Origin of the sequence: Paenibacillus sp. JJ1722 (assembly GCF_048282685.1) — a bacterium.
In the GTDB taxonomy this organism is placed as follows: Bacteria; Bacillota; Bacilli; order Paenibacillales; family Paenibacillaceae; genus Paenibacillus; species Paenibacillus polymyxa_B.
Window position 1 is genome coordinate 4319806 of sequence record NZ_CP182500.1, and the last position, 14665, is coordinate 4334470.

Annotated in this window: 12 protein-coding genes and 1 pseudogene; all 13 read right to left on the reverse strand. The window is 45.8% G+C overall.

Annotated features, from left to right (window positions below):
* Nucleotides 1–648 carry a response regulator transcription factor gene (locus ACM1ND_RS19120; RefSeq protein ID WP_023989699.1) on the reverse strand — a complete coding sequence of 216 codons (648 nt, stop codon included), beginning with the start codon at nucleotides 646–648 and terminating at the stop codon, nucleotides 1–3.
* A gap of 7 nt (nucleotides 649–655) precedes the next feature.
* Nucleotides 656–1720 carry an ATP-binding protein gene (locus ACM1ND_RS19125; protein ID WP_254347579.1) on the reverse strand — a complete coding sequence of 355 codons (1065 nt, stop codon included), beginning with the start codon at nucleotides 1718–1720 and terminating at the stop codon, nucleotides 656–658.
* Nucleotide 1721: 1 nt separating this feature from the next.
* Nucleotides 1722–2174 (reverse strand): GAF domain-containing protein, encoded by a 453-nt coding sequence (locus tag ACM1ND_RS19130; RefSeq protein ID WP_023989701.1) that lies wholly within the window; start codon nucleotides 2172–2174, stop codon nucleotides 1722–1724.
* A gap of 45 nt (nucleotides 2175–2219) precedes the next feature.
* Entirely contained in the window at nucleotides 2220–2903 is a 684-nt protein-coding gene (narI, locus tag ACM1ND_RS19135) for a respiratory nitrate reductase subunit gamma (RefSeq protein ID WP_028542277.1), read from the reverse strand.
* Nucleotides 2903–3469, reverse strand: coding sequence for a nitrate reductase molybdenum cofactor assembly chaperone (gene narJ, locus ACM1ND_RS19140; protein WP_028542276.1), 567 nt, complete (start codon nucleotides 3467–3469; stop codon nucleotides 2903–2905). The genes narI and narJ overlap by 1 nt, the downstream gene beginning before the upstream one ends.
* Nucleotides 3462–5039 (reverse strand): nitrate reductase subunit beta, encoded by a 1578-nt coding sequence (narH, locus tag ACM1ND_RS19145; RefSeq protein WP_028542275.1) that lies wholly within the window; start codon nucleotides 5037–5039, stop codon nucleotides 3462–3464. The genes narJ and narH overlap by 8 nt, the downstream gene beginning before the upstream one ends.
* Nucleotides 5029–8703 (reverse strand): nitrate reductase subunit alpha, encoded by a 3675-nt coding sequence (locus tag ACM1ND_RS19150; RefSeq protein ID WP_068942148.1) that lies wholly within the window; start codon nucleotides 8701–8703, stop codon nucleotides 5029–5031. The genes narH and ACM1ND_RS19150 overlap by 11 nt, the downstream gene beginning before the upstream one ends.
* Nucleotides 8704–8901: 198 nt before the next feature.
* Nucleotides 8902–9579 (reverse strand): molybdate ABC transporter permease subunit, encoded by a 678-nt coding sequence (modB, locus tag ACM1ND_RS19155; RefSeq protein WP_028542273.1) that lies wholly within the window; start codon nucleotides 9577–9579, stop codon nucleotides 8902–8904.
* Nucleotides 9576–10400, reverse strand: a complete 825-nt coding sequence (gene modA, locus ACM1ND_RS19160) for a molybdate ABC transporter substrate-binding protein (protein ID WP_418026490.1) — start codon at nucleotides 10398–10400, stop codon at nucleotides 9576–9578. Before modA ends, modB begins: the two co-directional genes overlap by 4 nt.
* A gap of 29 nt (nucleotides 10401–10429) precedes the next feature.
* Nucleotides 10430–11149: an iron-sulfur cluster repair di-iron protein gene (gene ric, locus ACM1ND_RS19165; protein ID WP_068942146.1), complete on the reverse strand. Its 720-nt coding sequence runs from the start codon at nucleotides 11147–11149 to the stop codon at nucleotides 10430–10432.
* A gap of 109 nt (nucleotides 11150–11258) precedes the next feature.
* Nucleotides 11259–12681: pseudogene (gene hemG, locus ACM1ND_RS19170) on the reverse strand (protoporphyrinogen oxidase).
* Entirely contained in the window at nucleotides 12665–13780 is a 1116-nt protein-coding gene (locus ACM1ND_RS19175) for a TIGR04053 family radical SAM/SPASM domain-containing protein (protein ID WP_160789669.1), read from the reverse strand. The pseudogene hemG and the gene ACM1ND_RS19175 overlap by 17 nt, the downstream one beginning before the upstream one ends.
* Nucleotides 13781–13794: 14 nt before the next feature.
* Nucleotides 13795–14583, reverse strand: a complete 789-nt coding sequence (locus tag ACM1ND_RS19180; RefSeq protein ID WP_254347582.1) for a YwiC-like family protein — start codon at nucleotides 14581–14583, stop codon at nucleotides 13795–13797.
* Nucleotides 14584–14665: the final 82 nt, after the last annotated feature.

Genomic DNA, 14665 nt, shown 5'->3' on the forward strand with positions numbered 1-14665 from the left:
CTAAAAATCCAGCATTTTTTTCTTTAATGCATATTGGACCAGTTCAGGCCGACTTCTTAAATTCAATTTCTCCATGATTTTCGCTTTGTTCGCTTCCACCGTCTTGACAGAGATGAACAGCTTTTCCGCAACTTCCTTGTTACCGTAACCTTTTGCGACCAGAGGTAGAATCTCCAGTTCCCGCTTGGACAGGATCTCATAAGGATCTTCTGATTGTGACGTCGTATCTTTTTTGATGAACTCACGAACGAGAGAAGTAGCCATTTTAGGATGGATATAAGTCCCACCCCCATGAATGGTTCGTATAGCAAGCAATAACTCCTCATCTGGGGCATTTTTCAAAACGTATCCTGAAGCACCATTCTTTAAAATATGAAAAAGATATTCTTCATCGTCATGCATGGTCAGAATCAGAATTTTAGTATCAGGGTGGTCCTCTTTAATCTTGCCTGTAGCGATCAATCCACTTTCGCCTGGGGGCATGCTGAGATCCATGATTAGAATATCCGGACGATATTTAGCTACCATCGTATACGCTTCAATGCCATCCGCAGCCGTTCCGACAACCTCCATATCCGATTGGAAGTTCAAAATCATGGAAAATCCGCTTCGTACAATAGCATGGTCATCCGCTAACACAATTTTGATCAAGTCTCTATTCCTCCTCTTGGCCAATCGGAATTTGTAAAAAGACTTTGGTTCCCTGACCAACATTTGAAAGGACGCCAAAACTCCCGCCTACCAGCTCTGCTCGCTCCTGCATGCCATATAAACCTAATCCCGTTCCAATAGGCTTGCTCCCCTTTTCAAAGCCAATTCCATCGTCCTCTACAGTCAAACGAAGTGTATGATCGTGCTCAGTCAAAGAAACTTTAACCATGTCTACCTGGGCATACTTCAAGGCATTGAGAACAGCCTCCTGGCAGACACGGTAAATGACCGTTTCCTTTTCACTTCCATATCGCTTTTGGGAAAGATCCGACACAAATTCAACTACCAGACCAAAGCTTTGTTCAACCCTCTTAAAGTGGGAACGAAATGCCGCTTCAAGCCCAAAATCATCAAGTGTGGCGGGGCGTAATTCCACAGACAGGTTGCGGATATCATCCAGCAATCGTGTCATGGATGCTTCAGTCTGCTTCATATTTTTGATGAGCTGTTCATCATTCGTCATGTATTTTAACACCCGTAGTTCAACAACCGCGCTCATCAATTCCTGGGCCACACTGTCGTGCAGTTCCCTGGAAAGCCGTTTGCGCTCATTTTCCTGCGCTTCAATGACATGCTTCATCATTTTGTTTTGATACAGTTTTTCCTGCGTCTGAAATTGTGGAGTCAAGTCTCTCAACATCAACACCCGTGTTCCATGTTCAGAATCAATGGTGTGAAAAGAAGCGGCATAGGGAACCATTCGGTTGCTCTTCGTTTCCAGATACACCTGAAAAGAAGCGAAATCCTTGGATTCTGGCATATTGAAATAACAGTCAAGGCAGGTACGGGGCTCCGTTTCGCTTGTATAACCCCTGCATGTTCCACATAAAGCTCTTTCCTTCCCTTCATAGAGTTGGATGAGGACGTCATCGCCCACAATCTCCTCAGCTGCCGGGTTCATGGCTAGGGTATTCCCTTGCCTATCAAAAAAGAAAATGGCTTCCGTACTGTTCTCAAACAACTTCACCATTAGCGCACTCAAAGGGCCAGTCCCTAAAGACAATGTCAATTCACATCACTTCCTTCCCGTTCAACTCTCCAATTCCCCTATGCGCCAAGGCTTCCAAATCACGCATCATGGCTTCGGTCATGAGCTGTTCTTCCCGAAATCCACCAAGCAGTACGCCCGCGACGCGAGCATCATTCCATAGGGGAACAGCCCCGAGACTCTTGAGCTTCTCGGATTGAACGATCGGATAGTTAAACAGGTTGTCTGCCCCCACATATTGATAAATAGATGGAATGAAAACGGATTTCCCGGTTTTAAACACGATTCCTGCTATGCCCTTACCGGATTGCAGCACAATCCGCTTAAAGCGATCATTTAAATTACCGGCTGCATTTTTCCATTTAATTACGTATTGATATTCGGCCGGTTCAACCAGAGCAAGCGCCATGAAATCATAACCGAAATGTTCGCGTATTCGCTCAAGCTCCCTTTGATAATCCATCCTATTATTCATCGCTCTCTCCTAATAGAATTAGGAAAGAAGGCAGAGCCCGCTTTCCTAATTCGATTTATGTCTTCTGTAAAGGATATAACTTCTGCGCACATAATTCAACGGAACACTCCACACATGTACAAGCCGGGTAAACGGCCAGAATGCAAAAATCGCAAAGCCCATAAGTATATGAAGCCTGAAAGACATCGGTACGTCTCTCATCAGAGTCGGGTCAACACGGAATATGAATAAACCGCGGAACCAGATCGAGATCGTCTCCCGATAATCGAATTCTGGCTGTACCGCATTCGTCACGAGAGTCGCGAACATCCCCATGCATACAATGGCCAAAAGCAATACGTTTACAATCAAATCAGACGCTGTACTTAAACGGCGCACATTGCGCATTGTAAAACGACGAGAGGTAAGAATCAACATACCGAGGAATGTCATCGCTCCAAATATTCCACCAACATAAACTGCTCCAATATGATACAGATGATCGTTTACACCCAGTGCATGCATCCAGGTTTTTGGTATACCCAGACCGGATACATGACCCATAATAACCGGGATAATACCCAGGTGGAATAAGAGACTTCCGATCATCAATTGTTTTTTTTCAATAAACTCACTTGATTTTGCTGTCCAATTGAACTGGTCGTTTCTATAGCGGAAAATATGCCCTACAATAAAGACCACCACGCACATATAAGGGAAAATAACCCATAAAAACTGCTCTAGCATCATCATTGCGCGGCTGCCTCCTGTTCTACGCAAACTTTAAGCGTTTCACGCAGTCCCTTCACCAAATGAAAATACGGGCTTTCCATTTTTTCCAGCGCTTTAAGCAAATGATATGTGCCGTCTTCCAAGATCGCGATTGGCATGCGGAAGTTTTCTGTCGTCTTCGGATCTTGCGACCATTCGGCGGCATACAGAAATTCACACATGAGCGGCAGGTAATCTGGCAGCTCTCCATCTGGCATTTCAAGACCATACATCTCGTATAGCACCTTTAACTTGACCAACATTTGTCCCCGTTCTTTTGCATCTTCGAATTTAAAGTAAGTCATATATAGTGCACAATTTTTTTGAAAATCAAAGGTTTCTGTATACATTTCCTGAATCTCTTCCATACTGAACTCTTGCATAAGGGACCAGTAGGTGTTCGCATACGTATATGCCGGATGGTTCGGATCAAACGATGTTTCCAGAAAAGCCGGATGAAAATCCAGCTTTTCCGGGTACATGAGTTGCTGAGCGAAAAACCCGAATGATGGCTTGCATTCATACAACTTCGCTACATTAATCACGCCAAATACCCCCGTAGAAGTTTTCTTCATACATTTCTTTGCCCGTTTTCAAAGGCTCTTCCATCCCCATTGAACTTGCCATACTACAGCCGTCACATCCAGAGCCTGAACCCATGTTTCCCATGGTATCGCCGTAACCAGCAGATCCTTGAGCTCGGTACGGGTTCGAATATCCTTCTTTATGCGATGTCGGAATGACGAAACGATCCTCATACTTGGCAATCGCCAGAAGTCGATACATCTGCTCGGTCTGCCGCGGTGTCATGCCGATGCGCTCAAGACGGCTTTCATCGAAAGATTGTCCTGTGGACTGGGCACGCATATAGGAGCGCATCATAGCCATTCGCTGCAAGGATTCCTTCACGGTTTGCGTGTCGCCCGCCGTCAGCATATTGGCAAGGTACTGAATGGGGGTACGCATCTCTTCGATAGCCGGAAAGATCATATCGGGATTCTCAATCGAGTCTTTCCCTTCAAAGTAATTCATGATCGGACTAAGTGGTGGCACATACCAGACCATAGGTAATGTGCGGTATTCCGGATGAAGCGGGAATGCCAGCTTGTGCTCAATGGCAAGCTTGTAGACCGGCGAGTTCTGGGCTGCTTCAATCCAGTCCTCCGAGATACCGTCTTTTCTCGCTTGAGCAATCACTGCCGGATCACTTGGATCCATGAACAGGTCGCACTGCGCTTTGTAAAGTTCTTTCTCATCCTGCGTAGAAGCGGCCTCAAGCACCCGATCCGCGTCATACAGCATAACGCCGAGGTAGCGAATTCGTCCTGTACATGTCTCGGAGCAGACTGTCGGCAGGCCAGCTTCCACACGTGGGAAACAGAAGGTACATTTTTCCGCTTTGTTCGTCTGCCAGTTAAAGTACACTTTTTTGTATGGACAGCCCGTCATGCAATACCGCCAGCCGCGGCAGGCTTCCTGATCGACGAGCACGATTCCGTCCTCGTCCCGTTTGTACATGGCGCCCGAAGGACAGGACGCGACACAGCTTGGATTTAGGCAATGTTCGCAAAGCCGTGGTAGATATACCATGAACGACTTCTCAAAGTTAAATTTAATCTCTTCTTCGATTTTCTGAATATTTGGATCAAGCGGACCGGTTACATGCGCACCCGCCAGGTCATCTTCCCAGTTTGGGCCCCACTCCAAATCCATTTTTTCACCTGTTACCGCAGAATGCGCGCGTGCCACAGGTGAATGCTTCTGTTCGCCAGCGTTGGTCAGTTGCTCGTAATTATAAGTCCAGGGCTCATAATAGTCTTTCATTTCCGGCATGTCTGGATTGTAAAAAATCTTACCCAGTGCTATCTTGGACAGCTTGTTGCCTGACTTCAGTTCCAGTTTCCCTTTGCGGAGCTGCCAGCCCCCTTTATATAATTCCTGATCTTCCCAGCGCTTCGGATAACCGATACCTGGTTTGGTTTCCACATTGTTAAACCACATATATTCCGCACCTTTGCGGTTCGTCCAGGTTGTTTTACATGTCACGCTGCACGTATGACAGCCAATACATTTATCCAGGTTCATGACCATGGCAATTTGAGCTTTAATCTTCAAGCCAGTTAACCTCCTTCATTTTACGTACCGCAACGTACACATCACGCTGGTTGCCGATCGGACCATAATAGTTGAATCCATAACTAAGCTGAGCATATCCACCGACCATCTGGGTTGGTTTGAGATGAATTCTTGTCGGTGCGTTATGACTACCGCCGCGTGTATCCGTGATTTCGGAGCCTGGCACTTGAATGTGCTTATCCTGAGCATGGTACATGAACATCGTTCCTCTTGGCATCCGGTGGCTGACAACAGTCCGGGCGGTTACGACGCCGTTACGGTTGTATACCTCTACCCAATCATTGTCGGCCAGATCGTGTGCCTCTGCGTCTTCGTTGTTGATCCACACCGTAGGACCTCCGCGAAACAGTGTCAGCATGTGCTGGTTGTCCTGATAGGTGGAGTGAATATTCCATTTACCGTGCGGTGTCAGATAACGAAGCACAAGTGAATCTTGCCCGCCTTTTATTTCCCGGTCGCGAGGGCCGAACACCATCGGCGGCAGCGTCGGTTTATAGATCGGTAATGATTCCCCAAATTGTTGGAAAATCTCATGATCAATATAGAAATGCTGTCTTCCCGTCAAAGTACGAAACGGAACGAGACGTTCAATATTCGTTGTAAATGGTGAATAGCGGCGTCCCTTCTTGTTCGATCCAGTGAATACTGGTGTCGGTATAACTTCCCGTGGCTGTGCCGTGATACTTTGGAAAGTGATCCTTTCCGCTGCCCGATCGGCCGAGATGTCTTTGAGTTCCACACCGTGAAGCTCTTCTGCCTGCTCATAAGCCTTTTGCGACACCCGTCCATTAGTCGCGGATGAAAGGTGAAGAATTGCATTGGCCACTTGGCGAGCTGTCTGGATTTTGGGCAGCCCATCTTTAATGGACTCATCGTAATAAACTCCGTTCAACTTTTTCATTTCCTCATATTCGTCCGCTACGGAGAAGCTGACGCCATGCGCACCTGCTTTCCCAGTAGTCAAATTAGGACCGAGTGAGATAAATTTATCGTGAATTTTAGTATAATCGCGTTCGATGATGCTGAAATTCGGCATGGTTTTACCCGGAGTCGCTTCAATCTCGCCCTTCGTCCAATCCTTTACAAGACCCATCGGCTGTGAAATTTCGCCTATACTATCGTGTGCGAGCGGCGCAGTCACAAGGTCTTTATATGTTCCTGGCAGGTACTCTTTTGCCATATCCGAAAAGACTTCGGAAAGCTGGCGGTAAATATCCCAGTCCGCGCGGGATTCCCACAGAGGGTTAACAGCCGGATTAAATGGATGCACGAAAGGATGCATGTCTGTTGACGACAAGTCTGTTTTTTCGTACCAGGTTGCCGCCGGAAGCACGATGTCCGCGTACAATGGAGTTGTTGTCATCCGGAAATCAAGTGCAACCATCAAATCAAGCTTTCCTTCTACATCTTCTCTCCAGACGATTTCCTCAGGTTTCTGTTCTTCGTTCGGCCGGGCAAGCAGGGCATCAGATGCTCCGAGTAAATGTTTCATAAAATACTCTTGTCCCTTCGCCGAACTGGAAATCAGATTTGACCGCCAAACAAAGAGTGAGCGCGGGAAGTTCTCGGCTGCCCCAGGATCTTCTACAGCGAAGCGTGTCTTACGTGATTTAATCTCTTCCACAGAATGATTAATGATGTCCTCGTTGGACTTCTTGCCTAATTGCGCAGCCTCTTCGGCGAACAGTAGACTGTTTTTATTAAACTGTGGATAAGAAGGCAGCCATCCCAGACGCGCTGCGAGCACGTTGTAGTCTGCTGGATGTCTGTAACTGACATCCCCGCCAATCGGTGACTTCAAGGTGTCTGTTCCACTTTCTTCGTAACGCCACTGCTCTGTTGCAAAGTAGAAAAACGATGTAGCATTTTGCTGCCGAGCTGCCCCTTGCCAGTCTTTTGCAAAAGCAATCGTTGACCAGCCTTCGATTGGGCGGAGCTTTTCTTGACCCACATAATGCGCCCAGCCTCCACCGTTTACACCTTGGGAAGCAGTCAACACGACAAGATTCAAGATGGACCGATAGATCGTGTCACTATTGAACCAGTGGTTGATACCCGCACCCATAATAATCATGGAGCGCCCTTTAGTATCGATAGCATTTTGAGCAAATTCCCGAGCAATCTGTACCACAACAGACGCCTTCACACCTGTGATCTTCTCCTGCCAGGCAGGGGTATAATGCGAAGCTTCGTCGTAATAATTCTTGGCGTTATGAGAGCTGTCATTGCGTGCGACACCGTACTGGCTCATCATCAAATCGTACACGGTTGCTACGTAACGTTCCGAGCCATCTTCCAAGCGTACTTTTTTGGCCGGAATTACACGTTTGAATGTTCCATTACCCGCGTTATCAAAGTAAGGGAATACGATTTCTTCCCATTGCTCACCATGACCTTCCACAGTGAGTGCGGGCTCAACCTTTGTTCCGTCTTCCCGCTCCAGAATCAGGTTCCATTTCTTATCCTGCTCCCAGCGCTGTCCCATCGTACCGTTCGGAACTAGCATTTCCCCCACTGCTTCGTCATATATGACCGGCTTCCAGTCCGCATGCGGCGAAACATCTCCAAGGTCACTCGCCCGTAGAAAACGTCCACCTTTCCAAGCTCCCTCGTGCGGATCAAGCAGAATCATAAACGGCATATCTGTATATTGTTTGGCATAGTTAATGAACATCGGTTCTTGGCGCTCTCTGTAAAACTCATCCAAAATAACATGCGTCATAGCCTGGGCTATGGCAGCATCTGTACCCGGATGTGGTGCAAGCCAGTTGTCAGCGAACTTCACATTCTCCGCCAAGTCCGGAGCCACGGATACGACTTTTGTTCCCTTATATCGTACTTCCGTCATAAAATGAGCGTCTGGCGTCCGGGTAAGCGGTACGTTCGATCCCCACATAATCAGGTAACCCGCATTGTACCAATCAGAAGATTCCGGTACATCCGTCTGCTCACCCCAAATTTGAGGAGATGAAGGCGGAAGGTCGGCATACCAGTCATAAAAACTCAACATCTGTCCACCCAGTAGCGAAATGAATCGGGCTCCTGAAGCGTAGCTTATCATTGACATCGCCGGAATTGGCGTAAAGCCCGCGATCCGGTCGGGACCATACTTACGAATGGTATAGATGAGTTGCGCCGAGATCAGACGTAGGACATCGTCCCAAGCGACACGGACATGACCGCCTTTTCCGCGAGCTGCTTTGTAGAGCTTGGCTTTCTCCGGATCTTCCACAATACTTGCCCATGCTTCCACCGGATTGGCATGTTCCTGAATGGCTGCCTGCCAAAGCCGCAACAGCTTACCGCGCATATAAGGGTATTTCACGCGTAATGGACTGTATTCATACCAGGAAAATGTAGCCCCACGCGGGCATCCGCGTGGTTCGAATTCTGGCATATCTACACCGCAGGAGGGATAATCGATCTGTTGATTTTCCCAGGTAATGATGCCGTTTTTTACAAAAACCTTCCAACTACAGGAACCGGTGCAGTTCACTCCGTGAGTCGTCCGAACCACTTTGTCGTGAGACCAACGCTGACGGTACACGTTTTCCCATTCTCTATTTTTTTCCTCAAGGATTGACCAATTTCCCGAATAGCTTTCGATCGGTTTAAAAAAGTTGAGGTTGTATTTTTTTTTCATCGATGACCAACACTCCTTTTTAGAAAGAATCATCCCAACCCAAGTTCCAAGGGAAGACTCATTCGCTTACTCTCATTATGTAATTCATTCATCTCTGTTCCCATTAGGGAATGTCCTATAGCGCTACAGGAAATCCCTCGTTCTATGGAAAGATACAAAAAAGCCTCCCCCTGCTAAAGGGAAGCTTGTATGGAGTAATTAATTGTTCTTTTGACCCGTTAACAGGAGCATGATAAAAGAAATGAGTATGATAGAGCATGTCCACGCCCAGGCCATAGGAAGATGACCAGCATCCACCGCAATATAAATGGCCGTCGGAATCGTTTGTGTTTTACCCGGAATATTTCCGGCAATCATCAGCGTAGCACCAAATTCGCCCAGGCCGCGGGCAAAACCGAGTATAAAGGCAGCCTTAAAAGAAGGGAAAATTAAAGGGAAGGTGATGTATCGAAAAACCTGCCATTCACTTGCACCCATCGAACGTCCCGCGTTTTCCAAGTCCCGGTCAACAGAAGACAGTCCCATTCTCAGCGTCCGATAGACAAGAGGAAAAGCCACTACCACCGCTGCTATAACCCCAGCCCACCACGAGAATATAATAGGCTCGCCAAACCATTGCTCCACAAACCGTCCGAACCCGCTTTTTCGTCCAAGTAATATGAGCAGTAAAAAACCAACAACCGTCGGTGGGAGTACCAAAGGCAGCATAAGCACGGTTTCAACAACCGTTTTCCCTTTAAATAATCCTAACCGCGACATTGACCATGCCACAAGCAAGCCTAATATGATTACCAGAACGCTGGATAACAGTGCAACCTGCAACGATAATCGGATAGGAGGCCAATATTCATTCCAATCTATATCTTGCATGCTCACTTCGGTATGGTAAATCCATACTTAGCCATAATATTCAGAGATTCTTGCGATTGTAGGTATGCATAAAAGTCTTCGGCTTCTTGAATGTGCTTTGAAGCTTTGACAATCCCGATTGGATACTCAACAGGTAAATAGGTTTTGGGATCCACCTCAAAGGCGATTTTTGCCTTCTGTGAAGTCAACGCATCTGTTTTATATACAAATCCGACATCAGCATTCCCCGTTTCCACATATTGCAGCACTTGTCTAACGTCTTTTGCTTGAACCAGCTTGCTCTGTAACGTGTCCCAAAGCTTCGCTTTCATCAGCGCTTCCTGTGCGTAGTTGCCCGCAGGGACACTTTCAGGAATTCCGATCGCAACTTTCTTCACTTCTTTTTTTGTTAAATCGGTTACACTCGCGATGTTCATCGTCCCGTCTGCAGGGATAACCGCGACCAATTCGTTCGTCAGCCACGTTTTTTGTTTTTTTGTATCTATTAACTGCTGATCAACAAGGGACTTCATGTTTTTGGTCGAAGCGGACAGAAACAAATCCGACGGCGCTCCTTGCTCAATTTGTTTTTCCAACGCACCAGAGCCGCCGAAGTTAAAATTCAATTTGATGCCTGTATGGGTTGATTCGTATGAATGCTGAATTTCTTTGAGCGCATCCGTTAAACTTGCTGCTGCGGATATGGTAAGCTCAATAGTTTCAGCCGTTTTCGAAGATGTCTGGCTGGAAGATCCATTCTTACCGGCGCTGCCAACGCATCCTGATAATAATAAAATGATGGAAATAACCAAAACGAAAACAGTGCTACTTTTAATTAATTTATGCATTTGGTTCGGCTCCTCATGTTCGTTCATCATCAATTAATGGGTTTCGCTATTAGCTGTGCCTGTCTCGTACGTTCGATCAGTGTACAATTTTCAAGAAGAATATGATTAAAAATATCTGCTTCCAGGTCTTCTAACCGCTTCAATACGAGTCGGTGCGTACCACAAGCTTCCTGCATCGGCTCAAAGCCGTTTGTGATCAAGCGCATTTCCTTCAGGAATTCCACCACCGTTTGATGCTCGTTTTGCAACTTGGACAAAATTGGATTCAACTCATCTGCTCGTTCCACTGTTGATTCTTGTAAAAATGCTTCAATCATCGGAAACACAAGGTCCTCCTCATTTTGAATATGTTCCGATAATTCCTGTTTAAGCAAGGTGAACAGTTCATTAACTCGCTTTAGATGCGGATAACGTTCGCCGTGAACCCGCGTTAGTTTGGTTACATACGGCGTTAACGCCGATAGTTCTTCCCGAAGCTTCGTATGATACTCATTTTGAATATAGGCGATTAGTTCTTTTGGTTCGAGTGAAGGAGGTTGCATTTGCTTATGCTGTGCCTGCTTTTCTTCCACTTCATGTATCTGCGTTAGCAGTTCACCAGCGTGGAGACCTCGATTGGCTGCTGCTTCACGGAGCGATATTTTCCCTCCACAGCAGAAATCAATCCTCAGTTTGCGGAACAGATCTCCTGTTTTGGGTACTGCTTTCACAATGTCCGCCACCCATGTTTCTTCCGTTAACTGGCTCATCTTCCATTCCTCCATCTTACTTCGATTTTGTGCTTAACTTTCATTCTACGTCTCCCTTAAAGCTGAACCAATCAGGGGGTTCCCTCTTTCACTAGTGGAAAGAGCCTGATTATAAAAAATCAGAAAGCAACTGTTCAGCCGCTTCTTTCCCTTGAGCGATGCAATCTGGAATTCCAACGCCCCCATAGCCGGCACCGCATAGAAAAACACCCGGTAAATACTGTGCAAAGTCCTGTCTCATCTTCGCCATATGCTCTTTGTGTCCAATCGGATATTGCGGCATCGATCGATCACACCTACTGACTTCTGTGAATTCCGGTTCCGCTTCCAGGCCCATTAAATCTTTCAAATCCTTGCGCGCGGCATCCACAAGTTGATTGTCTGTCATTTGAACCCACTCCTGTGCACCTGCATGTCCGATATAGGTCCGTAAAAGCGTATATCCTTCAGGAGCCGTATGGCTCCACTTCGTCGAAGACCAAGTACATGCGGTAATCTTTTTGCCTTCTTTGCGGGGGACTAGAAATCCCGTTCCCTCAAAAGCAAAATTAAGATCTGTGTTTTTATAAGCAAGGGCAATATTGGCTACGGAAACATAGTGAATCTTGTGTAACCAGCTAGCGCTTGCAACGCCGGAAAATAATGTAGCCGCTTCAAAAGCTGGAACAGCACAAATCACCGCATCCGCATCTATTTTTTGTCCATGTTCTAAAATGACCTGATAACCGTTTTCTTTCCTTACTTCAACTACACCTTGCCCCATAACAAAACGTACGGTATCCAGCCTTTCCTTTAGCCGCTCCACGATCGTAGATAATCCTAGCCGATAAGAAAGAAACATACTTTTCTTAGCGATATCCGGCAGTTTGTCTTGTACTGCTGGCTTTCTTCCCGCCCCTTTAGACATACCCTTAATCAAACTTCCATGCTTTTGTTCCATTAGTTTAAATTGAGGGAAAGTTGACATAAGGCTCAGAGAATGAGTATCCCCAGCGTAAATTCCAGACAGCAGAGGTTCTGTAATCTGATCCAGAACTTCTTTGCCGAGACGCCGTTTGATAAAATCCCCTAGAGATTCGTCCTCATCACCTTTCTTCGCTGGAATGAATAAATCCAAGGCTGCCCGTGCTTTTCCCAGCGGAGAAATAAGCCCTGTCCGAATGAAGGGGGTGAGCTTTGTTGGAATGCCCAGAATGAAGCCCCATCGGCATCGTATGAAGTTTGCCCTTATGCAAAATGCAAGCAGATTTGGCTTTCGGGTTTGTCGATACCAGCTCTGCTTCCAGCCCCAACTCCATGGTCAGATCCAATATTGCTGTCTTTCTGGCCAAGAAAGCATCTGGTCCTTTTTCGATCATAAAATCGTTTTGGCGAACGGTTTGTAGCTTTCCTCCCAGACGTTCACTTTTCTCCACCAGTGTAATCTCTACTTCAAGCTGCCTATCCTCAGCCAGCTTTTTCACATAAAAGGCAGCACTTAAACCGCTTATTCCTCCACCGAGAATAACGACTTTTTTAGAACTTTTTTTCATGAAAACACTTTTCCTCTCCAACTCCGGGTATATAAGCACAATAAGGGTCACTCTCCAAATAGTCTCCTGTTATTGCAAAAGCCCTTGCTCTAGAGCCCCCACAGACAGCCTTGAATTCACAGACTCCACATTTACCTTTAAGTAGGGACTTATCTCTAAGATTCATCATGATCGGAGAGTTGCGATAAATATCTGCCAGGCTATCCTTTCGTACATTCCCGCATATAAGAGGCAGGAAACCGCTCGGGTATACTTCGCCGATATGACTAATAAAAACAAATCCATCTCCATCATTTACGCCTTTAGGAGCACGTCCTAAAACATCTGCCCTTTTTTGTCCGTCTGCTACACTGCTCTCACCTGCTCTGTGCTTTTCCTGCAGTACGACCCTCCGGTAGTGAGGAGCTTCTGTAGCCTTCACACCGTACGGCATCTGTTGCTGTATTTGATACAGCCATTTCATTACGGCTTCATGCTCATCAGGAGTAATCATATCTTTCTCCATGCCACGTCCGGTTGGAACAAGGAAAAATAAACTCCATAACACGGCCTGCATTTCCTTTACCCTTTCTGCAATTTGCTCCAGATCATGAAGGTTGTACCGGGACACCGTCGTGTTCACTTGAATAGGGATATTCAGTTCCTTCAAATAACCAATTCCTCGCATGGTCGTATCGTAAGAACCTGCTGTACCCCTAAAATGATCGTGAATGTCTGCACATGAACCGTCCAGACTAAACGCCCATCGCGATAACCCAACTTGCTTTGCTTTTTCTACCGCTGCTCGTGTCACTTTAGGGGTGGCACTGGGGGTCATTGAAACCGACAGATTTTTCTCTTCAATTGCATATCGAGCCAGTTCAAACAGATCAGGACGCATTAAAGGATCTCCGCCTGTGAATACAACCAACGGATGATTCATTTCAGCAATTTGATCTATCAGCTTCTTACCCTCTTCTAATGTCAGCTGGCGAGGATCAGGTTTGTACTGAGCTTCCGCTCTACAGTGAAGGCACTTTAAAGCACAAGCTCGTGTAACCTCCCAGATGACTATAAACGGATCTGTATGATAATCACGCGGCGTTTTCAAAGATATCATTGATGTCTCTCCTTTTAGAAGTATAAAAACAACACAAAAACATAGAGCATCATTGAAAATCCAATTTCCGCCATGCCAACTTGTTTTGCCTTTAATCCGAGTTTAGGAAGCCATATGGCTCGTATCAAAAAAATCAAAAAAGGAACAAACAGAGGTAACTTTAACCAGGTAGCAAACAACAAAATCACCAAATGATAGATGATGGAAGCATAATGGTAACGTATATTTTTTCTTTCACGAATGATCGTTTTGACATACAAAGCAGTTCCGATAAAGTAAAGCATCAAAAGTAAGAATAGCTCTGTTGCTACTCTCCAATCCTCTCCTCCCCCCATATAAATAACAGGGTATATAAAAGAACAAAAGAGTAGAATTGCAACAATGTCATTGAGTAAAGCACGTTCATTTTTCGTTTTTGCAAAATAAATATTAGCCATAAAAAAGAGCAATAGAAGAACTCCATACCAGATCAAGGCAGGCTCAAACCATATCAGTGAAATTAACAAAGGAAGTAATATCACTCCGTATACAACGGCGGGTTTGCGGTATCTTTCACTGCTGCCTGTTTTGATCCATTGGAGGACAGGAAAACTGAATAAGTAGATAAAAAACCAGCACACAAATAGGGGGATATGAATGAGTTCCCCTCGAGAAGCAGCTAAACCGAATAAAAATGGAAGAACGAGCATGGCCCAGGCTCCATGTTGATTAGGTATGTATCTGCTCATCCCCTTCAAACCCTTGATCCTTTTTTCACAATCTTTTTTATGTCTGTTATTTCGGTTAATCGATTCATCATCCATTCCCCCAAGATTGAGTTTTATCTTCTAACTTCATTCTAAGTATTATATGAAATTGAACCAATTAGGGAGTTCCCTTTTCCTT

Coding starts and splice junctions, on each gene's coding strand:
- ric (WP_068942146.1), bottom strand. CDS start 11,149: ATGAGCCAGTTAACGGAAGAAACATGGGTGGCGGACATTGTGAAAGCA.
- ACM1ND_RS19130 (WP_023989701.1), bottom strand. CDS start 2,174: ATGAATAATAGGATGGATTATCAAAGGGAGCTTGAGCGAATACGCGAA.
- modA (WP_418026490.1), bottom strand. CDS start 10,400: ATGCATAAATTAATTAAAAGTAGCACTGTTTTCGTTTTGGTTATTTCC.
- ACM1ND_RS19175 (WP_160789669.1), bottom strand. CDS start 13,780: ATGATATCTTTGAAAACGCCGCGTGATTATCATACAGATCCGTTTATA.
- narI (WP_028542277.1), bottom strand. CDS start 2,903: ATGATGCTAGAGCAGTTTTTATGGGTTATTTTCCCTTATATGTGCGTG.
- ACM1ND_RS19180 (WP_254347582.1), bottom strand. CDS start 14,583: ATGGATGATGAATCGATTAACCGAAATAACAGACATAAAAAAGATTGT.
- ACM1ND_RS19150 (WP_068942148.1), bottom strand. CDS start 8,703: ATGAAAAAAAAATACAACCTCAACTTTTTTAAACCGATCGAAAGCTAT.